This is a genomic window from Providencia sp. PROV268, assembly GCF_028477805.1.
GTDB lineage: Bacteria > Pseudomonadota > Gammaproteobacteria > Enterobacterales > Enterobacteriaceae > Providencia > Providencia stuartii.
On sequence record NZ_JAMPLW010000025.1, the window covers coordinates 73239 to 98888 of the forward strand.

Genomic DNA, 25650 nt, shown 5'->3' on the forward strand with positions numbered 1-25650 from the left:
TCACTCTACATAGCCTTTCGCAAACTATTATGAAATTCATAATAGCTGTTTCGTTATTTTAGGAAGCGCTTCGCAAAAAATGATGAGGGCGAAAAAAAGAGGTAACAAACTGAATTTGGAAAAGGTAAAAAAAACCAAGGCGCGGTTCAAAATGACCATACGCCTTGGTTTATCAACGTATCTCTAGGTTGCGTTATACCGTAAATGGATACTTGATAGCTTCGTGGCACTGATACCCCCCTAGGGTGAAGTCATCAGTGCTAACCCAAGTTTCAATATCTTCCAACGTTTTAATTTGAGGGTTTATCGATAATGAAGGCAAAGGGAAAGGTTCACGCTTCAGCTGTACATCACGCATCAATGGCAATTGGTTTTCATAAATATGCGCATTCACAATTTTATGGTACGCCTTACCTGCTTTATGACCCGTAATTCGTGCCATTAATGCCAATAATACAAAGCACTGCACTTGGTTAAAGTTTAAACCTAGTGGTACATCACAACTACGTTGATAAGAGGTCAAATGGAGGGTATCACCTAATAATGAAAATGTATGGGTGTGCATGCAAGGACGCAGACACCCCATTTCAAATTCACCGGGGTTATAAAAAGTAATGATTTCAGCGCGGTCATCAATACCATTTTTTAGGTTATTAACTACCTTTTTAAGCTGATCAAGGTGTGAACCATCAGGACGTTGCCAAGAGCGACCTTGGACACCGTATACACGCCCCATATCATCTTCACCTTTTCGATGGGGATTATTTAGCCATGCTTGGTTTTCATTGGCATTAGCATTCCATGTATTACAGCCAATTTCACGAAACTGAGCTGCGCTATCATAGCCACGTAGGTAGCCTAATAGCTCGGCAATAGCTGCCTTATAAAAGCTTTTTCGGGTCGTGATTAATGGAAACTGGTTATTCGCAACATCATATTCCAGATCAGCATTAATCACAGTTAAACAACGTACCCCTGTACGTTTATTTTCAACCCACTGGCCTTCATCAATGATGCGCTGACATAACTCAAGATACTGCTTCATAATCACTCTCTTACTCAATAGGCTACAAAATTGCCGATAACTGTAACCTTATAATATTAATAGATTTTAACTAACGCGAAGTACCGCTTGGCGGCAAATAAATCAACCATTCAGGTTGTGGCTAAATGTGAGGAAACTTAGCCGACAACCTAACTACTTGGAGTATGACAACCCTATATTGATTTATTTACTTGGCTGCTGCTCTTTATTATCAGGCTTATGTGCGGGAACATTTTTACCATACTTATATGCCCAAATGATCATCAACACACCAATAATAATCATCGGTATTGATAAAATTTGGCCCATACTGATCCCACTGAATAAGCCTAGCTGAGCATCAGGCTGCCTAAAGAACTCAACGATAATGCGGAATGCACCATAACCAATTAAGAATAAACCTGAAACACTGCCCATTGGGCGAGGTTTACGGACAAATAAGTTAAGGATAAGGAATAACACAACGCCTTCTAAAAACATCTCATAAAGTTGAGATGGGTGGCGAGGAAGCACGCCATACTGCTCTAGAATAGGGATTAATGAAGGGTCTTGTGCCGCAAGTTGAATATCTTCACTACGGGAATTAGGGAATAAAAATGCCCATGGGGTATCAAGTGTTACACGCCCCCACAACTCACCATTAATAAAGTTACCTATCCGCCCCATGCCAAGACCAAATGGGATCAGTGGAGCGACAAAATCTGAAACTTGCAAAAAACGACGGCGTGTACGATGCGCAAACCACATCATTGCACAAATAACACCAATTAAACCGCCATGGAACGACATACCGCCATCCCAAACCTTAAATAAATAAAGGGGGTCATCTAAAAATACAGGAAGGTTGTAGAAGAAAACATAGCCGAGTCTTCCACCGACAAAGACACCTACAAAGCCAATATAGAGTAAGTTCTCAACCTCATTTTTTGTCCAACCGCTATTTGGTTTGCTTGCACGGCGGCTAGCAAGCCACAATGCGAAAACAAACCCTACAAGATACATAAAACCATACCAGTGTAGTGATACTGGCCCAATTGAGAACATTACGGGATCAATTTCCGGAAATGCTAAGTAGCTGTTACTCATCGTTCCCCACTTTATTTGTTAATCTAAAATCATAGCGCATCATAGCATAGCTCATACGCAGGTGAATAAGGCAGATTAGATCCCGCCTCGAGCAAAGCCACCAAGCCCATTTTTCTCCATAAATAGACTTATTATTTGCCTAATACTGTCGCTTGTTTCCGCAGTTAAAAGCTCAGGCACTAGCTGCTCAACTTTTTCAGGCTGTAGCCCTCGAATAAGATACTTCACTCTTGGTACGCTTCTTCCACTCATACTTAAGGAACGATAGCCTAATGCAATTAACGCCATCACCCCAAGGGGTTGCCCCGCCATTTCACCGCAAACACTGACTGATATCCCAACCCGTTGACACTCTTCATGAACTTTTGCTAAAAAACGGATCATTGAAGGATGGAGGTTGTCATAAATGGTGGCAACATGCGTATTGTTGCGGTCAACTGCAAGTAAATATTGCGTCAGATCATTCGTTCCAATTGAGATAAAATCTATCCGTTTTTTTAACTCAGGAAGAAGAAACAGTAAAGACGGAACTTCAAGCATTACCCCAATTTCCGGCATAGGAACGGTTTGCCCCGTTGCTAAACTTACTTCTTCTTTTGCCCGCTTAATCAATGTGATCGCTTCATCCACCTCATTGATACTCGTGATCATCGGCAGTAATATGCGCAAGTTTTGTGTTGCAACATTTGCATGTAGCATAGCTCTAAGCTGGATTAAGAAAATTTCTGGCTGATCTAGCATCACGCGAATGCCTCGCCAACCTAAGCATGGGTTTTCTTCATTGATTGGCATATAAGGTAATTGCTTATCTGCACCAATGTCTAATGTCCTCAATACCACAGGCTTATCGGCAAATAACTGTAAAATCTCTTGGTATAACTGCTTCTGCTCATCCTCTGACGGGAAGCCATTATGGAGCATAAAAGGGAGTTCTGTGCGGTATAACCCAACACCATCAACAGCGACATTGATCTGCTGTTCATAACGGGGGCTTAAACCTGCATTCAGATGGATATGTACGCGCTCGCCATTTTTTAACTCTGATTCCTGCTCAAGTGCACCTTCAGCGAGCCGACTCAGTACATCTTCCTCTGCAATAATTTGTTTATATTCCTGAGCAACAATATTTTCAGGCTCTATGAAAATTTCACCACGATAACCATCAAGGATCAAAAAGCGGTTGTGAAGCAATGAAGGGTCAATATCCGCCCCCATTATCGCGGGGATCCCCATTGCCCGTATCAAAATAGCCGAATGAGAGTGTGTCGCGCCATCTCGCACGATAACACCTGCAAGTTGCTCTAATGGCATTTCAGCTAACAAACTCGCGCTCAATTCGTCCGCCACTAAAATAAAACGTTCAGGCCACTGATCCATTGAAGTCAAGCTGTCATCCAGATGGAATAGCAAACGCTGTCCTAACGCGCGTAGATCGGCTCCTCTTTCGCGAAGGTAGAGATCACGTAAGCGTGAAAACTGCTCAACATAGTCCTCAATAACGATTTTAACCGCCCACTCCGCCATTGAGCCTTGTTCGATTGCGGAAAATAAGCGTTTTTTTAGTTGAGGGTCATGGAGTAGATGATTGTAGAGGTCGAAAATCGCAGCACTCTCTTTTTGGGAGTTTGCAATAAAACGTTTGCTGATACGGCGGCATTCTGAGGCGGCATTTTCTATCGCAGTTATTAAACGCTGTTTTTCCGCATTTTGGTCTAAGGCACACGCCTCAAAAATACTGTCGAATGACGGTTGTGAGCTATCTTGCCAGCCATATGCCATGACAATTCCCTGAGAAACTGAAATGGCTTTAATACGGCTTTGCCTATATTGACCAAACACCCCTTTGGTTTGCGCTTGCGACAATATTACGGCTAATTGCATGGATAGCGTCACCATAAAAGATTCTTCGGTTTCGCTAAAGAAACGTCGCTCACGTTGTTGAACGACTAACACCCCAAGTAATTGGCGACGATATACGATAGGGACACCTAAAAAGGCTTTCAATCGCTCTTCTTTTAATTGGGGAAGGTATTTAAATTCGGGATGTTCACGGATATCAGCAAGATTCAACATCTCAGACTGGCGTCCAACCGCACCAACGACTCCCTCATCAAAACCAAGGCGAATAGCAACACCGCTAGGCTTTTTTAACCCGCGGGTTGCCATTAGGTAATAGCATTGACGTGAGTGGTCTGCCAAATAAATTGAACAAACGTCAGTCTGCATGGCATGACAAGTTTCATTGACCAAAACTTCTAGCGCTCCGGTTAAACTTGTCGCCATGGCAACTTTTTCAACAATCTCACGTAGACGCGTCAACATGATATTATCTCGCTCCACGCCTACGATGAGTAAATGCAGGTCTTTGTACTGGCTTTTGTTCCTGTAATGACATGACAACAGGTGCAAATTCTTTCATAACACGGCGATACACTTCCCGTTTGAAAGAGACCACTTGCCTCACAGGATACCAATAACTGACCCATCGCCAGCCATCAAATTCTGGCGATTTACTGCGCTGAACGTTTATATCTGCTTCATTGCATTGAAGTTGTAGTAAAAACCAACGCTGTTTCTGCCCGATACAAACAGGTTTTGTGTCCCAACGCACCAAACGCTTGGGTAATTTGTAACGCAACCAATTGCGAGTTGAAGCTAACAACCTAACATCTTTACGTTGTAGGCCAACCTCTTCGAACAATTCACGGTACATAGCCTGTTCTGGCGATTCCCCTGGGTTGATTCCTCCCTGAGGAAATTGCCATGAATGTTGACCATAGCGGCGGGCCCATAAAACCTGCCCTTGCCGATTACAAATTACAATTCCTACATTCGGGCGGTAGCCATCATCATCGATCACCAGACTACCTCAATAACCAAATTTGAAAGATAACTAATTGTTTCACACATACCCTAACTGGTAAACCTATATCAATAGAGTTTGCAGATATGAGTAAAGACACTACAATAGCGTCTATCTCAACGGGGTGCCAAACATTATTTAGGCTGAGAATTAACCCGTAGAACCTGATCCGGGCAATGCCGGCGTAGGGATTTGAGCTACCATCAACATAATTTGTTATGGTGCCCTCTCAAATCCTGTGTGCTTTCTCTCTAACGCAGGAAAAAACATGTTTAAAAAATCGCTCCTTCAGTCACTCTTTGCACTTACTGCTCTCGGTATTACCCATATAGCATGGGCAGAAAAGCCGACTTTAACCGTTTACACCTATGACTCATTTGCTGCCGAATGGGGACCTGGGCCACAAATTAAAAAAAATTTCGAAAAACAATGTCATTGTGAACTTAAGCTCGTTTCGTTAGGAGATGGTGTCGCTCTTCTCAATCGTTTACGTATGGAAGGGAAAAAAAGTAAAGCGGACATCGTGTTAGGGCTAGATAATAACTTGATAGATTCTGCCGAGAACACAGGGTTATTTGCGCCAGCAGAGATCAATACTGATGCAATGAAATTACCTATTGAGTGGAATAATTCAACTTTTATCCCATATGACTATGGCTATTTTGCGTTTATCTATGACACAGATAAAATCAAAAACCCACCCAAAAGCATGAATGAGCTACTCAATAGTGAGCAGCCATGGAAAATTATTTACCAAGACCCTCGAACCAGCACACCCGGCTTAGGCTTAATGCTGTGGATTGAAAAACTCTATGGCGATAAATCTGCCGATGCGTGGCAAAAAATAGCGAATAAAACCCTAACAGTAACAAAAGGTTGGAGTGAGTCCTATGGCTTATTCCTCAAGGGCGAAGGTGACTTTGTACTTAGCTACACTTCATCGCCGGGTTATCAAATACTCAATGATAATAAAGATAATTATGCGGCTGCCTTATTTGAAGAAGGGCACTATATGCAAGTGGAAGTTGCAGCAAGATTGAAAAATAGCTCGCAGCCTGAGCTGGCAAAGCAGTTTTTACAATTTATGTTAACGCCTGAATTCCAAAATACACTCCCTACGACTAATTGGATGTATCCTGTCATTGATACACCACTCCCTGAAGTTTATAACGTCCTTCCTGTGCCTAAAAAATCACTGCAATTTAGTGCACAAGAAGTTGCCAAAGAACGTCAGTCATGGGTCCGTTTATGGCAATCCGTCGTCAGTCGTTAATTAATTTATCACTTATACCGGGGGCTTTGGCCTCTGGTTTATTAGTGTCTGTTGCACTATTGGCTTTTGGTGCACTGTGGCTTTTTTCGCCTGAAACTTCATGGAGTGAGATTTTTAGCGACCGCTACTTATGGCATGTGATCGGCTTTACTTTTTGGCAAGCCTTTTTATCAGCGCTGTTCTCTGTACTGCCTGCCATTCTCCTTGCCAGAGCGCTCTATCGACGCCGCTTCCCCGGTAGAACGCTATTTTTACGCCTCTGTGCAATGACGCTTGTTTTACCCGTCCTTGTCGCTGTTTTTGGTATTTTATCTGTTTATGGAAAAACAGGCTGGCTCTCATCACTCTTTCAGTTGGTCGATATCGAATACCAATTCACCCCTTATGGCCTAAAGGGGATCTTACTTGCCCACATTTTCTTTAATATGCCACTTGCTACTCGTATGTTGCTGCAATCGCTCGAAAGTATATCAATAGAGCAGCGGCAAATTGCAGCACAACTCGGGCTTAATGAGTGGCAACAATTTCGTATTTTAGAGTGGCCATATTTGCGTAGACAGATGCTACCTACCGCAGCGTTAATTTTCATGCTCTGTTTTGCCAGCTTTGCAACGGTTCTTGCTCTTGGTGGTGGCCCCGCAGCAACGACGATTGAACTGGCTATTTATCAAGCTCTTAATTACGACTTTGATCCGGGGCGTGCTGCAATTTTGGCGCTCATCCAGTTATTTTTCTGTGTTGGATTAATGTTTCTCAGTCAGAAAATAAACAGTTTGTTTTCTATTGGTCATAGCCAACACAATCATTGGTATGATCCCGCAGACAATATTTTTCGCCGAGTACGAGATGCCCTTGTGATCACCGCCGCGATTTTGCTGCTGCTTCCGCCCCTGCTCGCAATTATTGCTGATGGGGTTAATGGCCGTTTGTTGGATGTTCTTAACCAATCCGCGCTTTGGCAAGCCGCTTCCACATCGCTATTTATCGCGTTATGTGCTGGCCTATTGTGTGTCTTGCTCACCATGATGCTGTTATGGAGTAGCCGCGAATTACGCTTACGCCATGCAATAAAATTAGGGCAAGCGATGGAATTAAGTGGGCTTGTGATTTTAGCCATGCCTGGCATCGTACTTGCGACTGGTTTTTTTATTCTCTTTAATGAAACGATTGGTATTCCTGAATCGCCCTATGCGTTAATCATATTGACTAATGCCCTACTTGCCATCCCTTATGCATTAAAAGTCTTAGAAAACCCAATGCGGGATCTGGCTGAACGCTACAACCCTCTTTGCCAATCACTAGCGATTGGTGGCTTCAATCGATTACGGATCATTGAATTAAAAGCGTTAAAAAAGCCCCTCGCTCAAGCTCTCGCTTTTGCTTGCGTTATTTCTATTGGTGACTTTGGGGTCGTGGCGTTATTCGGTAATGAAGATTTTCGTACTCTCCCTTATTACCTTTATCAGCAAATAGGGGCTTATCGAACAAATGACGGTGCCGTAACAGCGATGTTACTCCTTTTATTATGTTTTACTTTATTTAGCCTACTCGAACGTATATCAGGAAAAGATTATGATAAAGTTAAATAACATTGATTATCAATATGATAACCTGAATATGCAATTTGATTTCTCCATCAAAGTAGGCGAGCGCGTTGCTGTAATGGGGCCTAGCGGTGCGGGCAAAAGTACACTGCTTAGCCTTATTAGTGGCTTCCAATTTGCCAAAAGCGGCTCAATTCAGCTAGCAGGGGCTGATCATACCTTCACGCCTCCTGCCAAACGCCCAGTTTCGATGTTATTTCAGGAAAATAACCTATTTGCTCATTTAACGGTCAGACAAAACATTGGATTAGGGTTACATCCGGGGCTGCGGTTAAGCCGAGAACAAATACAACAGGTTGAATTAATTGCTACGCAAGTTAGCCTCGATGAGTTTCTTGATAGGTTACCCGCCCAATTATCAGGGGGGCAACGCCAGCGGGCTGCACTGGCTCGCTGTTTGATCCGCCAGCAGCCAATCCTCTTATTGGATGAACCTTTTTCAGCTCTCGATCCCGCCTTACGCAATGAGATGCTATTACTCCTTGATGAGATCTGCCAATCACGAGATATCACACTGGTCATGGTATCGCATAATATTGAAGATGCACTACAAATCGCCCCAAGAACGCTAGTGATTCATGAAGGTGCTGTGGCGTATGACGGCTGTACCAAAACACTGTTATCAGGTAGTAATTCAGCCTCTGAATTATTAGGCATAACAAAAAATACTGTATAAAACCCCACCCATGTCGTATAGTAGGCTTGTTAATTATTGATGCGAGCCTCTCTATGCCTCAATTTATGTCTCCTGCTGAAAAAGGCTTTATTTTAAGTCGTCATTGGAAAGACACCCGCCATGGGGTTGAGGTTAGCTATTGGCTTATCACTGATAATGGCCCTCGTAAAGTGACGGTTCCTCTGCAACAAGCCATCGCTTTTGTTCCCCTTTCATCACTACCGGCGATCAAACCTCTGCTTGATGAACAAGCAAACTTATCCTATCGCCCCGTTGAGTTATCCGATTTTCGTCGTGAAAAAGTTGCGGCTATTTATTGTCAACAATATCGCCAATTACAAAATCTGGATAAACGCTGCCAAGAACTCGGTATTGAATTGCTTGAAACGGATATTCGCCCCTGCGAGCGCTATCTTATGGAGCGTTTTATCACTGCGCCTGTATGGTTTTCACAAAATCAGCAAGGTGAATACCAACTCAAACCTTGTGATAGCTATCGTCCACTGATTAAAGCTGTATCGTTAGACATAGAAACCAGCCAATACGGTGAATTATATTCAATTGGGTTATCCGGCTGCGGTGATAATGTGGTTTTTATGTTAGGGCCAGAGCAAGGCTCTGCACTCAACAATACCCATCGGCTTGTTTATGTGAATAGCCGCCCACAATTGCTTGATAAACTGAATGAATGGCTACAACAGTATGACCCCGATGCCATTATTGGCTGGAATCTCATCCAATTCGATTTAAATGTACTCCAAAAGCACGCCGAACGTTATGGCATCCCACTCCAGCTTGGTCGCCAAGGGAAAAAGCTGGAGTGGCGTGAACATGGCTTCAAACAAGGTGTATTTTTTGCTTCGGCAGAAGGTCGTTTAATTATTGATGGCATAGATGCGCTCAAAGCAGCGACATGGAACTTTCCCTCATTCAGTCTTGAGTTTGTTGCGCAAGATTTACTGGGTGAAGGGAAAGCCATTGACAGCCCTTATGACCGTATGGATGAGATCAATCGCCGCTTTCATCATGATAAGCCCGCGTTGGCTCACTACAATATTCAAGACTGCCTATTAGTCCATCGTATTTTTGAAAAAACCGATTTAATGGCTTTCTTGCAAGAACGCTCGACTGTCACTGGGCTGGCGGTAGATCGTATGGGTGGCTCCGTGGCGGCATTTTCACATTTATACATTCCCCGCCTGCATCGCTTAGGGTTTGTGGCACCAAACCTGACAGAGCAAAAGCTACAACATAATCCCGGGGGCTTTGTGATGGATTCACAGCCCGGTTTATATGACTCGGTATTAGTACTCGACTATAAAAGTTTGTACCCTTCGATTATTCGTACTTTTTTGATTGATCCTGCCGGTATGATTGAAGGGTTAGCTCACCCTGATCAGCAACATTCCGTTCGCGGTTTTCGTCAAGCTTGGTTTTCACGTAAAACACACTGTTTGCCTGATATTGTCAGCCATATATGGCAAGGCCGTGATAAAGCCAAACGAGAAGGTAATGCGCCATTATCTCAGGCACTTAAAATTATTATGAATGCCTTTGCTGGCGTCCTTGGTGCTGAAGGATGTCGTTTTTTTGATCCCCGTCTTACCGCATCCATTACCATGCGGGGTCATGAGATCATGAAAATAACCAAGCAATTAATCGAAGCCAAAGGCTATCAAGTAATTTATGGGGATACTGACTCCACTTTTGTCTGGTTGAAAGAAGCCCATACACAGGAGCAAGCACAAAGAATTGGCTTCGAGCTGCGTGATTACGTGAATAATTGGTGGAAACAGCATTTGCGGGATGAATGGCAGCTAGAAGGGGTGCTTGAGTTAGAGTACGAAACCCACTATCGACGTTTTTTAATGCCGACTATTAGAGGTTCCGAGTCAGGCAGTAAAAAGCGTTATGCTGGACTTAGTGGGGATAAAATGGTGTTTAGGGGATTAGAGACAATCCGCTCCGATTGGACCCCGCTAGCACAATTGTTTCAAAAAGAGCTGTATACACGTATTTTTCATCGGCAACCCTACCGCGAATTTATCCGTGACTATGTGCAAGCGATTCGTAATGGCGAATACGATGAACGCCTTGTTTACCGTAAGCGTCTACGCCGCAAATTATCTGATTATCAACGTAATGTGCCGCCTCATGTAAGAGCCGCTCGCAAAGCCGATGAATACAATTTACAACAACAGCGCCCACAACAGTATCAAAATGGGGGATGGATAAGCTATATCATCACTCTCGCGGGGCCTGAGCCTTTAGAAATTATCACGGCAAAGCCTGACTATGAGCACTATATTTTGAAGCAGATAAAGCCTATTGCCGACGCCATTTTACCTTTTTTACAAGATGATTTTGATACTATTTTAACGGGTCAGATAACTTTACTCTTTTAAGATTGGGGTTAATTTTTACTCAATTTTTTGCTAAAATGGGAAACCATCAACCAAACTTCTGGTTGAAAACCTTCATTGCTAGAATCAAAAGGGAAAATACCTGATAGCACAATAGTGAGAAACACTATTGCTTTGGTATTGTTGTTTTTTTAACAGGTGACGATAAGCCTTGCTTGAATTAATATAACGCCCCTTTGGTATCTCGCACTTCGTTTCTACACTATGTTTGCGAGACAATTAACAATAATTGTCCTTTGGGCAGCGACTACAATTCATATTCACATTGCCCTTGTTTACTAACACAGAGTGAAGGCAAATATATAATTTGTCTTAAAAAATCTAAAAATAAACTATTAAATTTATGGAACTGAGTTAAACCTATGCCATTTACTCTTGGTCAGCGCTGGATAAGCGATACAGAAAGCGAACTCGGATTAGGCGCCGTTGTGGCTATTGATGCCCGTATGGTGACTTTACTTTTTCCCGCCAGTGGTGAGAATCGTCTCTATTCACGTAATGATGCACCTATTACCCGAGTTATGTTCAATGAAGGTGATATCATTACCAGCCATGAAGGCTGGCAACTCAAGGTCGAAAGCGTCACAGAAGATGACGGCCTACTCACTTATATTGGTACTCGCCTTGATACAGAAGAGCAAGGCGTTAGCCTAAGAGAAGTTTTTCTCGACAGCAAACTCACCTTCAATAAACCTCAAGATCGCCTATTTGCAGGTCAAATTGACCGTATGGATCGCTTTGCTTTACGTTATCGCGCACGTAAATTTCAAAGTGAGCAAGTTAAGCACCAAGCGACAGGTTTACGTGGTATTCGCGCAAGCCTTATCCCACATCAGCTACATATCGCTAATGAGGTAGGTAAACGCCACCACCCTCGCGTATTACTGGCCGATGAAGTGGGTCTGGGTAAAACCATTGAAGCTGGGATGATCATCCATCAACAGTTAATGGCAGGCCGTGTTGAACGTGTGTTAATCATTGTGCCTGAAAGCTTGCAACATCAATGGCTCGTTGAGATGTTACGTCGTTTCAACCTCCGTTTTTCACTGTTTGATGATGGTCGTTATAGTGAAGCGCAACATGACAGCGATAATCCATTTGAAACAGAACAGTTGGTGCTGTGCTCATTAGACTTTGTACGTCGCAACAAACAGCGCTTCGACCAGCTCGTTGAAGCGGGTTGGGATATGATGATTGTCGACGAAGCTCACCATTTACAATGGAGTGAAGCAGCTCCTAGTCGTGAATATCAAGTGATTGAAACCTTGGCAGAGAATATCCCTTCTGTTCTGCTGCTAACCGCAACGCCGGAGCAACTGGGCCAAGAAAGTCACTTTGCACGTCTTCGCCTGCTCGATCCCAATCGTTTCCATGATTATCAAGAGTTTATTGATGAGCAAGCCAACTATCGCCCTGTTGCGGATGCGGTCGCACTGCTATTAACTGGTGAGAAACTCACCAATGACCAACAAAATCTACTCAATGATCTGATCAAAGAGCAAGATATTGAGCCGTTATTGAAAGCCGCTAATGTTGACAGTGAAGATGGCAACGCGGCTCGCCAAGAGTTGGTCAGCATGTTAATGGATCGCCATGGTACTAGCCGTCTTCTATTTAGAAATACCCGTAATGGGGTTAAAGGCTTCCCTCGTCGTGAATTGCATTCGCTGAAAATGCCGCTTCCTACCCAATACCAAACAGCAATCAAGGTTGCAGGTATTATGGGGTCGAAAAAAGATCTCGAAACACGCGCTAAAGAGATGCTCTATCCAGAGCAAATTTACCAAGAGTTCGAAGGTGAAAATGCAACTTGGTGGAACTTTGACCCTCGCGTTGAGTGGCTCATGGGCTACCTAATGGCTAACCGTAACGAAAAAGTTTTGGTGATCTGTGCAAAAGCCGCCACAGCGTTGCAATTAGAGCAAGTATTGCGTGAACGTGAAGGGATCCGCGCCGCGGTATTCCATGAAGGTTTGTCACTACTTGAGCGTGACCGTGCGGCAGCTTACTTTGCTTCAGAAGAGGATGGCGCACAGGTTCTACTTTGCTCTGAAATTGGCTCTGAAGGACGCAACTTCCAGTTTGCTAACCAATTGGTGATGTTTGACCTCCCCTTCAACCCAGACCTATTAGAACAACGTATTGGTCGATTAGATCGTATTGGGCAAACACGCGACATCGTTTTAAGCGTACCTTACTTAGAAAATACTGCTCAAGCCGTGTTATTGCGTTGGTATCATGAAGGTTTAGATGCTTTTGAGCACACTTGCCCTACCGGACGCTCCATTTACGATAAATATTATCAACAACTGCTGCAATATATGGCTGAGCCAACGGTAACCGACGGTTTTGAAGAGTTCTTAAAAACCTGCCGTGAAGAGCACGAAGCATTAAAAGCACAGTTAGAACAAGGCCGCGACCGTCTACTTGAAATGCACTCCAACGGGGGGGAATCAGGTATTCAATTAGCCGAAACGATCGGTGCGGAAGACAATGATACTGAATTGGTTAATTTTGCCCTTAACTTGTTTGATATTGTTGGCATTAACCAAGAAGATAAAAGTGATAACTTGCTGATTTTGACCCCATCCGATCATATGTTAGTTCCTGATTTTCCAGGGCTACCGCAAGATGGTTGCACAATCACTTTTGACCGTGAGCAAGCGTTATCTCGTGAAGATACCCAGTTTATTAGTTGGGAGCACCCGATCATCCGCAATGGCTTAGATTTAGTCTTGTCTGGTGACACAGGGAGCTGTGCCGTTTCTCTGCTTAAAAATAAAGCGCTTCCTGTTGGAACATTACTTACCGAATTGGTGTATGTCCTAGAAGCACAAGCACCGAAGCACTTGCAGATTAGCCGTTTCTTGCCTGCAACCCCGATCCGCTTGTTGATTGACTTAAAAGGGAACAACCTCTCTTCACAAGTTGAGTTTGAAAGTTTTAACCGTCAGCTCAATGCGATTAATCGCCATATGGCAAGTAAATTGGTTAATGCGGTACAAAATGAAGTGCATTCGGTCCTGAAAATGTCCGAAGCGATGGTGGAAAAAGAAGCCGAAACGCTTATCGCGAATGCGAAAGAGGCCGCGGATAAAGCTCTTTCACTAGAATTAGCTCGTCTTGAAGCACTGAAAGCGGTTAACCCAAATATCCGTGATGAAGAGTTGGATGTGATCGAGGAAGAGCGTCAGCAACTGCTCACCAATATTGGGCAAGCAACATGGCGTCTTGATGCTATTCGTTTAGTGGTTGTCACTCACCAGTAGTCACACGTTTTTAATTAAACTAACACCGCTTGGTTATTTCTCTCACTAAGGGAGAAATAACCTTGCTGATAACGCAATGAATTGGCTTTTGGCGTTTATCCACGCGCGATGCTGATCATTGATTTAGTGAGATCTTGGAGCCTTATTGTCTATGATGGAGCCTTACCATCCCCCTACTGATCCTTGGCTATATGTTCTGTATCAAGATGAACATATCATTACGGTGAATAAGCCAAGTGGGTTACTGTCTGTTCCCGGTAAAGCCCCTGAACACCATGATAGTATTATGAGTCGCATACAGCGCGACCATCCACACGCTGAGTCTGTCCATCGCTTAGACATGGCAACCAGTGGCGTCATGGTTGTCGCACTAAATAAAGCCGCTGAACGGGAATTAAAGCGCCAATTCCGTGAGCGAGAGCCTAAAAAACACTATATTGCCCGAGTTTGGGGCCATTTAGAGAAGCAGGAAGGTTTAGTGGATTTGCCGCTTATTTGCGACTGGCCAAATCGACCAAAGCAAAAAGTCTGCTTTGAAACAGGAAAAGCCGCACAAACAGAGTATCAGGTCTTGGAATATGAAGAGCAAGCAACCCGTGTAAAGCTATCCCCTATTACAGGCCGCTCTCATCAACTCCGCGTACATATGTTAGCGCTAGGCCATCCAATTCTTGGAGATAGGTTTTATGCCCATGAGCAAGCGCGAGCACTTGCCCCTCGCTTACAGCTTCACGCCCAAGAGCTTTACATCACGCACCCTGCCTATGGCACACCGATGCATTTTAGCTGCCAACCCGATTTTTAAATTTATTCATCAACTATTAGGCCGTAATAGCAACAATGCTACGGCCTATTGGCTAAATAAAAACCACATCGCAGAGTGCGATATGGCGAGAAAATTTATTTGAAGCCGCGCTCTTTTTTGATTAAATCATAAGCCGCTTGTATTGACTGAGCCTTCTGTTTCGCAAGTTCCATCATCTCGGGGGGCAACCCTTTCGCTATCAACTTATCAGGGTGATGTTCACTCATTAATTTACGATACGCCCGTTTAATTTTCGTTGGTTCATCATTAATAGAAACACCAAGTACTTTGCAAGCATCTTCAAGAGTTGGGCCATTCGATGATTGATAGTATCCGCCTGATTGCTGATGAGAATAGCCGTGACCAAACTGTCGGCCACCTTGGATCATATTTAAAAACTGTTCAAATTGTGTTTTAGAGATCCCTAGCTCTTCTGCAATAATAAACAGAACCTTTCTTTCGTTTGGGTGCAAGCTGCCATCGGCAAATGCCGCCTGTAACTGAATTTCCAGAAACATCTGAATTAAGTCGAAACGACCATAGCAAGCCATACGTAATTGCTTCAGTACATCACGTAGTGGAAAGTCCGGTGATTTACCTTCCCTAAACGCTTGTTGCGCCGCTTTTCGTGTTTCCCCATGTATTTGCATTCTATCCATCAAATTTGATGCTAACTGAATGTCTGTCTCGGTTACACGGCCTTTTGACTTAGTTAGATGACCCAATATTTGGAAGGTACTGGCGAAAAAAATAACCTGACGATCACGTTTATTCATTGCACTAGCAAACTTACGTTGTGCCAAGGCCTTATCAAAACCATGCCCTAAAATTAAACCAATTAGCGTGCCCCAAATGCCAAAACCAGAGGCTATTGCCAGTACGACACCAATAATTTTGCCCCAATAGTGCATATATCCCTCAATTCTTCAATGCTCAGAATCCAATTTTGCATTATCATACTATCCATTCTGCTCGGTGCATAACTACAAGCGCGTAAAGTTTTATACATTATACTGGCGCAATGTAGTTGGCTAAGTTAGTCTTTGAGCGTTTGTCGGCTATGCCAATTACGACGGAACCGCATATTTAATGATGAAAAAAAGTTATCCAACACTACTTGCATCCATGGTATGGATGGCAATTTATAGTCAGCAAGCGCATGCTGACCTAGCAGCACAATGTATGCTGGGCGTCCCGGTTTATGACAAACCACTAGTTGAGGGCGATCCCAAAGATTTACCGATCCGTATCACCGCTGAAGATGTTCAGGGCGAATACCCTAACTTTATTGAATACAGCGGCGATGTGGATATCCAACAAGGTAACCAAACGCTGACAGCCGATAGCGTTAAATTGACGCAGGTTAACCCTGATAGTGCTGATCCAATCCGTGAAGTTACTGCAACAGGTAACGTTCACTATGATGACCCACAAATTATTCTCAAAGGCCCTAGTGCTTGGTCTAACCTGAATAATAAAAATACTGACGTGAATGACGGCAACTATATGATGGTGGGTCGTCAGGGTCGCGGTGAAGCGAAAAAAATGAAAATGCGTGGTGAAAACCGCTATTCCATTATGGAAGACGGTACATTCACCACCTGTTTACCGGGCAATAATAGCTGGAGCGTTGCAGGCTCCGAAGTGATTATTGACCGTGAAGAAGAAGTGGCTGAAATTTGGCATGCACGTTTTCGCTTGGGTGATGTCCCGGTATTTTATAGCCCATACATGCAATTACCTATCGGTAACAAACGTCGCTCCGGTTTCTTAATTCCAACAGGAAGCTACTCTAATAATGATGGTCTAGAGTTTTCACTGCCTTACTATTGGAATATCGCGCCTAATTACGATGCGACAATTACCCCACAATTCATGACCCACCGTGGCATAAAATTAAATAACGAATTTCGTTACTTGGTCACGCCGGGAACGGGAACTATCGCCTTCGATTTTATTAATCACGACCGCGCGTATGTGAAAGATAAAGAGCGTAATAAACGTGATGCACGTGACAGTGATGACCGCTGGTTATTCTACTGGCGCCATTCAGGAACTTATAACCAACATTGGAACTTCAACGCCGATTACACCAAAGTAAGTGATCGCCAATACTTTACGGACTTTAGCTCGCAATACGGGAATACAACAGACGGTTATGCGACGCAAAAATTCAGTACTGGCTATTCGGCTGAAAACTGGAATGCAACCCTAACGCATAAGCAGTTCCAAATTTTTGTGGAAGATCCCAATCGCCGTGCTTATAAAGCTGAGCCGCAGTTGGACTTTAACTACTACAAAAATAATTTAGGTGCCTTTGACTTACACACCTATGCGCAAGCTGCTCGCTTTACCAGTGTTGGCAAAAATAACCCAGATGCAACGCGTTTGCATATCGAGCCTGAATTAAGCCTTCCGCTGTCAAACGGCTGGGCGAACATGAACAACAGCTTCAAATTGCTGGCAACCCATTATGATCAAGATATTCCTAAAGCGAATAACAACGCCAGCTTAGAGAAAAATGTCACACGTGTTCTTCCTATATTTAAGAGCGATGCCAAAGTCGTTTTCGAACGAGATCTACTTGAAGGCAGTGACTTTGTTCAAACCCTAGAGCCTCGTGTCCAATATCTCTATATTCCATATAAAGATCAGGACAACATTAACAACTATGACTCGGCCTTACTCCAGTCAGACTATAATGGTTTGTTCCGTGACCGAATTTATAGTGGTCTTGATAGAGTCGCTTCCGCGAACCAAATCACGACAGGTATCACAACGCGTATTTATGATGAATCCTTGGCCGAACGCTTTAACTTCTCTGTCGGGCAAATCTACTATTTTGAACGTCCGCGTGCGGGTAACTCCAGCCTGAAAATCGACGATAAAAGTAATACTGGCTCGTTATTGTGGGCAACAGACTCTTACTGGCGTATCAACGATAAGTGGGGGATCCGTGGTGGGCTACAATACGATCGCCGTTTAGGCAACGTCACCATGGGGAATGCTGTGACCGAGTATCGCATTGATGCTGATCGTTTGTTACAGTTAAACTACCGTTTTGTCGACCGTGACTATATTCAAGCGACCTTCCGTCGTGATGAATCAGGTGGCAACACTTATACCCTACCGGAATACCAAAAAGGGATTTCCCAAGTGGGTGCGGTATTAAGTTGGCCATTAAGTGAGCGTTGGGGCTTTGTTGGCTCTTATTACTATGATACTAAGCAGCAACAATCCGCCAGCCAATTAATTGGTTTACAATACAATACTTGTTGTTGGGCGTTCAATGTAGGTTATGAACGTAAGATTGTTGGATGGCAAGAAGACAAGTTCAGCAGTGAATATGATAATAAATGGTCATTCAATGTGGAACTTAGAGGCCTAAATAACAATCATAGTTTAGGTAGTCAGGAAATGCTTAATAGAGGTATCATCCCTTATCAGCGTGCTTTCTGATAATAAACACAAGCTATTTGATGCCGCTGCTTACTCACAATAAGGCGAGTTATCTGCTCGCCAAATAGTAAGCAGTGTCGCATAAATAAAACGATTAACCTGCCTCTGGCGGAACCTAAATCAATAGATAGGACCATTATGAAGAATTGGAAAACGCTTATTCTGGGACTGATGTTTGCAAGCTCCACAGCATTGGCTGCACCACAGCAAATGGATAAAGTTGCTGCTGTAGTCAATAACGGAGTTGTGCTGGAAAGTGACGTCCAGAATATGTTAAACACAGTAAAACTGAACGCACGCAATGCTGGCCAACAAATTCCAGATGATGAGACTCTTCGTCACCAGATCCTTGAGCGTTTGATCACTGATAACATCATGTTACAGATGGCAAATCAGATGCAAATCAATATCCCTGAAGAAGCCGTTAATGCCACAATTGCGGATATTGCTCGCCAAAATGGTTTAACTTTTGAGCAGATGCAAGCACGTCTAAAAGCGGATGGTATTGATATGGCAAAATACCGTAGTGAGATCCGTAAAGAGATGCTGATCGCTGAAGTGCGTAATAACGAAGTACGCCGTCGCGTGACTATTTTACCCCAAGAAGTTGAGTCTCTCGCAAAACAGATCAGCAGCCAAGCAGACTATGAAGCGAGCGTTAACCTAAGTCATATTCTCATTCCATTACCTGAAAACCCAACTCAAGAGCAATTACAAAAAGCAGATGCGATTGTTGCTAAGATCATGGATGAGATCAAAAAAGGCACCAACTTCGGCAAACTGGCTATTGCTTACTCCGCAGATCCACAAGCACTGAAAGGCGGTAATATGGGATGGTCTCGCCTACAAGAGCTACCAGTTGTTTTCGCTGAACAGTTGAAAAGTGCGAAGAAAGGCGATGTTGTAGGCCCTATTCGTTCTGGTGTTGGCTACCACATTTTGCGCGTTAACGAAATGAACAGCGCCAATAAAACCATTTCAGTCACCGAAGTGAAAGCTCGCCATATCCTTATTAAGTCATCACCAATTATGGATGATAACCAAGCGAGACAAAAGCTCACTCAGATCACACAGGATATTCGTAGCGGCAAGACCACATTTGAAAATGCGGCAAAAGAGTTCTCTGAAGATCCGGGCAGTGCGCTTAAAGGCGGTGAGTTAGGCTGGAATATGCCAGATGTATACGATCCCGCTTTCCGTGATGCCTTGATGAGACTTAATAAAGGCGAAATCAGTCAACCTGTTCGCTCAAACTTTGGCTGGCACCTTATTCAGCTAGAAGATACCCGCAATGTTGATAAAACAGATGCGGCACAAAAAGATCAAGCCTACCGTTTATTGTTCAATCGTAAATTCAACGAAGAAGCACAAAGTTGGGTACAGGAGCAACGTGCGGCGGCATATGTTAATGTCATCGATGGACGTGATAACCAATCTAATGACGAAAAATCTCAATAAACCAATCGTAATAACCCCCGGCGAGCCTGCCGGGGTAGGCCCAGATCTACTTATTCAACTTGCCCAAGAGTTTTGGCCTGTTGAGCTTGTTGCGTGTGCTGATCCTGAATTACTACTCGCTCGAGCCAAACAACTCAACCTGCCACTGTCATTAAAAAACTATCAATCAGGTAATGAACATGACGCCCAAGTACCGGGAACTCTGTCTATCCTTCCCGTCAATTTGAAAGCACCAGCGCAAGCCGGTGTGCTAAACATTGCCAATGGGAAGTATGTTACTGAAACATTAGCAAGGGTCTGTGATGGTTGCCTAAGTGGAGAATTTTCTGCCATTGTGACTGGCCCTGTCCACAAAGGGGTGATTAATGATGCGGGGGTTCCATTTAGCGGGCATACTGAATTTTTTGCCGATAGGAGCCATTGTCACCGTGTGGTGATGATGTTAGCCACAGAAGAGTTACGAGTGGCTCTCGCCACGACCCACTTACCCTTAAAAGATGTTTCAGCGGCAATCACTCAACAAAGTCTGCGGGAAGTGATTACAATCTTAAATCACGATTTACGTACAAAATTTGCGATTGATACACCAAATATCTATGTCTGTGGCCTAAACCCGCATGCGGGTGAAGGAGGACATATGGGAATGGAAGAGATAGAAACCATTATCCCAACACTTGAGAGTCTTCGTGCTGAAGGTATGAATCTCATCGGGCCGCTGCCCGCTGATACCCTATTTCAGCCTAAATATTTAGAAGATGCGGATGCCGTACTCGCAATGTATCACGATCAGGGTCTTCCTGTGTTAAAATACCAAGGTTTTGGTAGAGCCGTGAACATTACGCTGGGTCTGCCTTTCATTCGTACTTCTGTTGACCATGGCACTGCGCTAGAGTTAGCAGGTACGGGTCGTGCCGATGCGGGCAGCTTTATTACCGCATTGAAGTTAGCTATCCAAATGACATATAAGAATTCATGAATAATCGAGTCCATCAGGGGCATCTTGCCCGCAAACGTTTCGGGCAGAACTTTTTAACTGACCAATTTATTATCGACAGTATTGTAGATGCAATACATCCACAACCAGGGCAAGCTATCGTCGAGATTGGCCCCGGTCTTGGCGCACTGACTGAACCTGTTGGTAGTAGAATGGATAAGATGACGGTTGTTGAGCTAGACCGTGATCTCGCTGCGCGCTTGCATGTTCACCCACAGTTAAAAGATAAGCTTACAATTATCCAGCAAGATGCCATGACAGTGGATTTCGGTGAATTAGCGAAGCAGGCAGGGCAACCTTTACGTGTTTTTGGTAACCTGCCTTATAATATCTCGACCCCGCTAATGTTCCACCTATTTACCTTTACAAACTCTATTGCTGACATGAACTTTATGCTGCAAAAAGAGGTTGTAAACCGCCTAGTTGCAGGTCCTGGGAGTAAAGCCTACGGCCGTTTAAGCGTTATGGCGCAATATTACTGCCAAGTTGTTCCGGTGTTAGAAGTGCCACCAACGGCCTTTGCACCGCCACCAAAAGTTGATTCTGCGGTTGTTAGACTTATACCTCATCGCGAGAACCCTTACCCGCTGAAAGATATTAAAATGCTCAGTCGTATTACCACACAAGCATTTAACCAGCGTCGTAAGACGATCCGCAATAGTTTGGGGGATTTACTCAATGTTGAGCAGCTCACAGAGCTAGGCATTGATCCCGGTACTCGCGCTGAAAATATTTCCGTTGAAGCTTATTGCAAAATGGCGAACTACCTAGCAAGTTTGTCTGAATAAGTATCGAAAAGGAGGCACTATGCTTAACGAACCTAATGTTAGCATCCAAGTACAGAGTGTCTATATCGTCAGCCAGTCTCAACCTGAAATAGGACGATATGTATTTGCCTATACCATATCTATCCGTAACTTAGGCCGAGAGCCACTACAATTAATGAGCCGCTATTGGCTCATTACTAACAGTGATGGTCATAAAACTGAAGTTCAAGGCGAAGGCGTTGTCGGTGAACAACCAATCATCCAGCCCGGTGCGGTATATCGTTATACCAGTGGAGCAATATTAGAAACTCCCATGGGTACAATGGAAGGTTATTACGTCATGTTAAACAGCCGAGGAGAACACATTCATGTGGATATTCCTCCATTCCGCCTTGCTTTACCTACTTTGATTAATTAATTATGTCGACATATCTTATTGGTGATGTACACGGCTGCTATCGCGAATTGCGTGCATTACTCGAACAAGTGAATTTTGAGCCGCAAAAAGATACTTTGTGGCTCACTGGCGATCTGGTTGCCCGAGGGCCTGACTCATTACAGGTCCTTCGCTATGTCAAAAGCCTCGGTGATTCCGTACGCATAGTGCTAGGTAACCACGATCTGCACTTATTAGGTATTTACTGCAAAATCAGCCGGAATAAACCGAAAGATCATCTCGATGAGCTACTCAATGCGCCCGACGCTGATGAATTAATCAATTGGTTACGCCGCCAACCGCTGCTACAGGTCGATGAAGAGAAAAAGATCATCATGGCTCACGCTGGGATCACACCACAGTGGGATCTGCCGACAGCACGCATGTGCGCACGGGAAGTAGAATCGGTTTTATCAAGCGATGCTTATCCGCTATTCATTGATTCTATGTATGGCGACATGCCAAATAATTGGTCTGAGAATTTAATGGGGCTACCGCGTTTACGCTTTAGTACAAATGCATTAACACGGATGCGCTACTGTTTCCCTCATGGTCAACTGGATATGATTTGTAAGGAAAGTCCAGCCAAAGCCCCTTCTCCCCTTAAACCTTGGTTTGCACTGCCCAATAAACTCCCTGAAGGCTATTCTATCTTTTTTGGTCATTGGGCGTCTTTGGAAGGGAAACATACGCCAGAAAATGTGTATGGGCTAGATACTGGTTGTTGCTGGGGGGGAGAATTGACGCTGTTCCATTGGGAAGCAAAACAGTATTACCACCAAAAATCACACCAAAAACGCCGTAAAGATTAATCATTAAGTTATGTTTATTTCCCTTAAATAGACATAACTTAAAAGCTATTCTTTTTAATTTAAACTGAATAGTGGTAATAAATTCATTAGATTTATTTTTGAATAGTGATTTAATTCGCTGCTTTCATATATTAATAAGCAAAAACGGAGCAATACGCTCCGTTTTTAAAATTACGACGCTATTAAATTCTTTTGGTTAAAATCTCAAAACAATAACCATGTGAATTGTTCTCATCCGCCTCATGGTACTCGGTGAAAATAGAATCCCACTCATCTGGCTCGTAAATTGGGAAATGAGTGTCGCCAATCACTTCTGCATCCACGTGAGTTAAATACAGCTTATTCGCCAGAGGTAAAAACTGTTGGTAAACTTTTCCGCCTCCAATCACAATGACTTCATCATCGTCAGAGCCTGTCTTGGTTTGCTTAGCCGCCGCCAATGCTTCTTCTACGGAGGAGACCCAGATAACATTTTTATCCGAACCCGGCTTACTACTTAATACAATGTTGACGCGCTGTGGAAGCGGACGACCAATTGATTCGTAAGTCACTCGACCCATTATGACTGGCTTATTTAACGTATTACGTTTAAACCAAGCAAGATCACCGGGTAAATGCCAAGGCATCGCTTTTTCCATGCCGATAACCTGATCAATCGCCATCGCTGCGATTAAACTAATATTCATTGAGTCACCTTAGAGGCTAATATACAAATTTGTGCTCACTATACGTAAACAGAAATGCTTCGTCGACTAAATTTAATCTTCCTTAAAAAGTGATTATTAATTTATACTCAGTTAGTGATAAAGCCGACTAAAAATAACATTAAAAATAAAATCAATATAGAGAGTGCAAATGTACGAGACCTCCCTTTTAATTGCCACTATCGCCACATTAGGCATGCTTTCCCCCGGGCCAGACTTTTTTCTTATCGTTAAAAACTCAGCGCGCTATCAGCGTTCAGCAGCGCTCATGACTGCAATGGGCGTCATTTGTGCGGTTGCCCTACATATGACTTATTGTGTCGCTGGGCTTGCGGTTCTTATCACCACCACACCTTGGTTATTTAACGTATTAAAATACGCAGGAGCGGCTTATCTGATTTGGATTGGTGTTAAAAGTTTGATGCCAAATAAAGGACAAAACCTAGACCTCAACAATACACAACACGAAATCGTCACTTTCAAAAAAGCATTTATGCAAGGTTTCCTTTGTAATGTTTTAAACCCTAAAGCAACATTGTTCTTTCTTGCTGTTTTTACTCAAGTTTTAAGTGTTGATTCGACGTTTGGTGAAAAGCTGTGGATCGCCTTTATCATTTGGGGGCTTGCTGCTATTTACTGGCCACTGCTGGTGTGTTTGATCCAGAGTGCTCCTGTAAGAAAAGGGTTAGCTAAAGTACAAAAATATATCGATAAAGTGCTTGGCGTTGTACTTATTGCTTTCGGGGTTCGAGTTGCACTCAGTTAATCAGATGAATAAAAAAATCCCTCAGCCATGATTGTTTAATGTCTGGGGGAAATACATAAATGGTTTTTAAACCATGCTCGCCTATTGTTAAAAACTCCCTATCAATCACGCTTATTTAACGATAGCTAATATAAAAATATTCACAAATAGCTTTAAACCCTAACTCTAAGATTGAAAGATCTGATCTCCTCCTACAGTTAATTAATTCCCCTATCGAATTACTTAATTATTTAACTCATACTTTTCATTATCATCAGTAAAAAGCATTGACTTAACTAAAACCAAAAACAAGAATAATCTTGTTCAGCCTTTTCATCAAATTGTATAATTTAACTTTAATAGATAAATAAAATTAAACATGGGCCTTATGATCATGGAACAAAATACGACTCTTTTTGATGAAGATGAAATGGAACAAATCAGTACTCTTGCCTCTTCCATATTACCGCCTTCCGAACTCGCTGAGTGGAATTCACTTTTGCAAAAAGCTATTCATCATCCCGATGATGTTTTAGAAGATGAAAAATATTCAAACTATTCGGATTTAGAAGCTGTGTTTGATGAAGATGACGACGATAGGTTACAACTACTGTTTGATATCTTCTGTCACAGTCATAATATCGTTGTCGCTATTGATTGGCGTGGTGAAGATGATGATGATCAGTTAATCACCTTTTTGTCTCAGCGGATCTCCCAATTTGATCCTACCCTTGAAAAAGAACAGCTGTTCAAAACGCTTAAAGAGCATGTTGATAACAGTGAATTAGAGAATGAAGAGTTTGAAAGCAGTACGGATTACTTCGCAGAAAAGTTTAGCCTCTTACAAGATTTTATTGAAAAGTATGGCTATAAAATGTGGGTGCTACATGTGGATTATGATTCATACCCTATCTTTATTGCAAGTATCGAGAATAATTCGGTCATAGAAACTGAAATGTTTATGGATTTTATTCCGAACTAAATCAGTAAACCCCCCCATTATTTTAGCGGTGCTTTAAGGCTTGAAATTAGCTTTAAAGTACCCTTTTTCTATACAATGACTGATAACACGACTCATTGTCAGCCCCCACAGCCCGACAAGTAGCCTCACTTAACTTGCTGCACCTTACTATCGTGCCTTGATTTGGTATTCAATAAAAATGACCAATATCCCATCATGCACCAACGCTATCACGACTAAAATAACGTCAGCAAAAACCCGTTTTAACCG

Annotated in this window: 20 protein-coding genes and 1 riboswitch; of the genes, 14 read left to right on the top strand and 6 right to left on the bottom strand. The window is 43.1% G+C overall.

Annotation, left to right across the window (positions count from 1 at the left end):
- Nucleotides 1–193 precede the first annotated feature (193 nt).
- The 4 genes from PR699_RS16945 to rppH form a co-directional block, all read right to left on the bottom strand.
- Nucleotides 194–1045 (bottom strand): thymidylate synthase, encoded by an 852-nt coding sequence (locus PR699_RS16945; RefSeq protein WP_014657663.1) that lies wholly within the window; start codon nucleotides 1043–1045, stop codon nucleotides 194–196.
- A 183-nt stretch (nucleotides 1046–1228) separates the two neighbouring features.
- A complete protein-coding gene (gene lgt, locus PR699_RS16950) occupies nucleotides 1229–2131 on the bottom strand; it encodes a prolipoprotein diacylglyceryl transferase (protein WP_004924969.1) in 903 nt (300 codons plus the stop codon).
- Nucleotides 2132–2206: 75 nt separating this feature from the next.
- Entirely contained in the window at nucleotides 2207–4453 is a 2247-nt protein-coding gene (gene ptsP / locus PR699_RS16955) for a phosphoenolpyruvate--protein phosphotransferase (protein WP_014657662.1), read from the bottom strand.
- 4 nt (nucleotides 4454–4457) lie between these two features.
- On the bottom strand, nucleotides 4458–4991 hold the full coding sequence (rppH, locus tag PR699_RS16960; RefSeq protein WP_004924973.1) for an RNA pyrophosphohydrolase: 534 nt from the start codon (nucleotides 4989–4991) through the stop codon (nucleotides 4458–4460).
- Nucleotides 4992–5104: 113 nt separating this feature from the next.
- Nucleotides 5105–5203, top strand: a riboswitch (TPP riboswitch).
- A gap of 59 nt (nucleotides 5204–5262) precedes the next feature.
- On the opposite strand from rppH, the gene thiB reads away from it, so the two are divergent.
- The 6 genes from thiB to rluA all read left to right on the top strand — a co-directional run bounded on the left by thiB (nucleotide 5263) and on the right by rluA (nucleotide 15044).
- Nucleotides 5263–6267, top strand: a complete 1005-nt coding sequence (gene thiB, locus PR699_RS16965) for a thiamine ABC transporter substrate binding subunit (protein ID WP_014657661.1) — start codon at nucleotides 5263–5265, stop codon at nucleotides 6265–6267.
- Entirely contained in the window at nucleotides 6243–7856 is a 1614-nt protein-coding gene (gene thiP, locus PR699_RS16970; RefSeq protein ID WP_014657660.1) for a thiamine/thiamine pyrophosphate ABC transporter permease ThiP, read from the top strand. Before thiB ends, thiP begins: the two co-directional genes overlap by 25 nt.
- Nucleotides 7840–8547, top strand: coding sequence for a thiamine ABC transporter ATP-binding protein ThiQ (thiQ, locus tag PR699_RS16975; protein ID WP_004924979.1), 708 nt, complete (start codon nucleotides 7840–7842; stop codon nucleotides 8545–8547). The genes thiP and thiQ overlap by 17 nt, the downstream gene beginning before the upstream one ends.
- Nucleotides 8548–8600: 53 nt before the next feature.
- Complete coding sequence (locus PR699_RS16980; RefSeq protein WP_004924981.1) at nucleotides 8601–10952, top strand: DNA polymerase II; 2352 nt, start codon at nucleotides 8601–8603, stop codon at nucleotides 10950–10952.
- A gap of 380 nt (nucleotides 10953–11332) precedes the next feature.
- On the top strand, nucleotides 11333–14239 hold the full coding sequence (gene rapA / locus PR699_RS16985) for an RNA polymerase-associated protein RapA (protein WP_014657659.1): 2907 nt from the start codon (nucleotides 11333–11335) through the stop codon (nucleotides 14237–14239).
- Between the two features lie 151 nt (nucleotides 14240–14390).
- Nucleotides 14391–15044 (top strand): bifunctional tRNA pseudouridine(32) synthase/23S rRNA pseudouridine(746) synthase RluA, encoded by a 654-nt coding sequence (gene rluA, locus PR699_RS16990; RefSeq protein WP_004924987.1) that lies wholly within the window; start codon nucleotides 14391–14393, stop codon nucleotides 15042–15044.
- Nucleotides 15045–15139: 95 nt separating this feature from the next.
- Here the strand turns inward: rluA and djlA are convergent, their stop codons facing one another.
- Nucleotides 15140–15955 carry a co-chaperone DjlA gene (gene djlA, locus PR699_RS16995; RefSeq protein WP_004924988.1) on the bottom strand — a complete coding sequence of 272 codons (816 nt, stop codon included), beginning with the start codon at nucleotides 15953–15955 and terminating at the stop codon, nucleotides 15140–15142.
- 181 nt (nucleotides 15956–16136) lie between these two features.
- Here djlA and lptD point away from each other — a divergent pair, with 181 nt between their 5' ends.
- The 6 genes from lptD to apaH all read left to right on the top strand — a co-directional run bounded on the left by lptD (nucleotide 16137) and on the right by apaH (nucleotide 22970).
- Nucleotides 16137–18503 carry an LPS assembly protein LptD gene (gene lptD / locus PR699_RS17000; RefSeq protein WP_014657657.1) on the top strand — a complete coding sequence of 789 codons (2367 nt, stop codon included), beginning with the start codon at nucleotides 16137–16139 and terminating at the stop codon, nucleotides 18501–18503.
- Nucleotides 18504–18641: 138 nt separating this feature from the next.
- Entirely contained in the window at nucleotides 18642–19961 is a 1320-nt protein-coding gene (gene surA, locus PR699_RS17005; protein WP_004924993.1) for a peptidylprolyl isomerase SurA, read from the top strand.
- Nucleotides 19942–20937: a 4-hydroxythreonine-4-phosphate dehydrogenase PdxA gene (pdxA, locus tag PR699_RS17010; RefSeq protein ID WP_014657656.1), complete on the top strand. Its 996-nt coding sequence runs from the start codon at nucleotides 19942–19944 to the stop codon at nucleotides 20935–20937. Before surA ends, pdxA begins: the two co-directional genes overlap by 20 nt.
- Nucleotides 20934–21743 (top strand): 16S rRNA (adenine(1518)-N(6)/adenine(1519)-N(6))-dimethyltransferase RsmA, encoded by an 810-nt coding sequence (gene rsmA, locus PR699_RS17015; protein WP_014657655.1) that lies wholly within the window; start codon nucleotides 20934–20936, stop codon nucleotides 21741–21743. The genes pdxA and rsmA overlap by 4 nt, the downstream gene beginning before the upstream one ends.
- A gap of 19 nt (nucleotides 21744–21762) precedes the next feature.
- Nucleotides 21763–22140 carry a Co2+/Mg2+ efflux protein ApaG gene (gene apaG, locus PR699_RS17020; protein ID WP_004924999.1) on the top strand — a complete coding sequence of 126 codons (378 nt, stop codon included), beginning with the start codon at nucleotides 21763–21765 and terminating at the stop codon, nucleotides 22138–22140.
- A 2-nt stretch (nucleotides 22141–22142) separates the two neighbouring features.
- Nucleotides 22143–22970 (top strand): bis(5'-nucleosyl)-tetraphosphatase (symmetrical) ApaH, encoded by an 828-nt coding sequence (gene apaH / locus PR699_RS17025; RefSeq protein WP_004925002.1) that lies wholly within the window; start codon nucleotides 22143–22145, stop codon nucleotides 22968–22970.
- A gap of 182 nt (nucleotides 22971–23152) precedes the next feature.
- On the opposite strand, the gene folA is transcribed toward apaH, so the two are convergent.
- Nucleotides 23153–23656: a type 3 dihydrofolate reductase gene (gene folA / locus PR699_RS17030; RefSeq protein WP_004925009.1), complete on the bottom strand. Its 504-nt coding sequence runs from the start codon at nucleotides 23654–23656 to the stop codon at nucleotides 23153–23155.
- 169 nt (nucleotides 23657–23825) lie between these two features.
- On the opposite strand from folA, the gene PR699_RS17035 reads away from it, so the two are divergent.
- Complete coding sequence (locus PR699_RS17035; protein WP_014657654.1) at nucleotides 23826–24440, top strand: LysE family translocator; 615 nt, start codon at nucleotides 23826–23828, stop codon at nucleotides 24438–24440.
- 373 nt (nucleotides 24441–24813) lie between these two features.
- Entirely contained in the window at nucleotides 24814–25401 is a 588-nt protein-coding gene (locus PR699_RS17040) for a hypothetical protein (protein WP_223854678.1), read from the top strand.
- The last annotated feature ends 249 nt before the right edge of the window (nucleotides 25402–25650 follow it).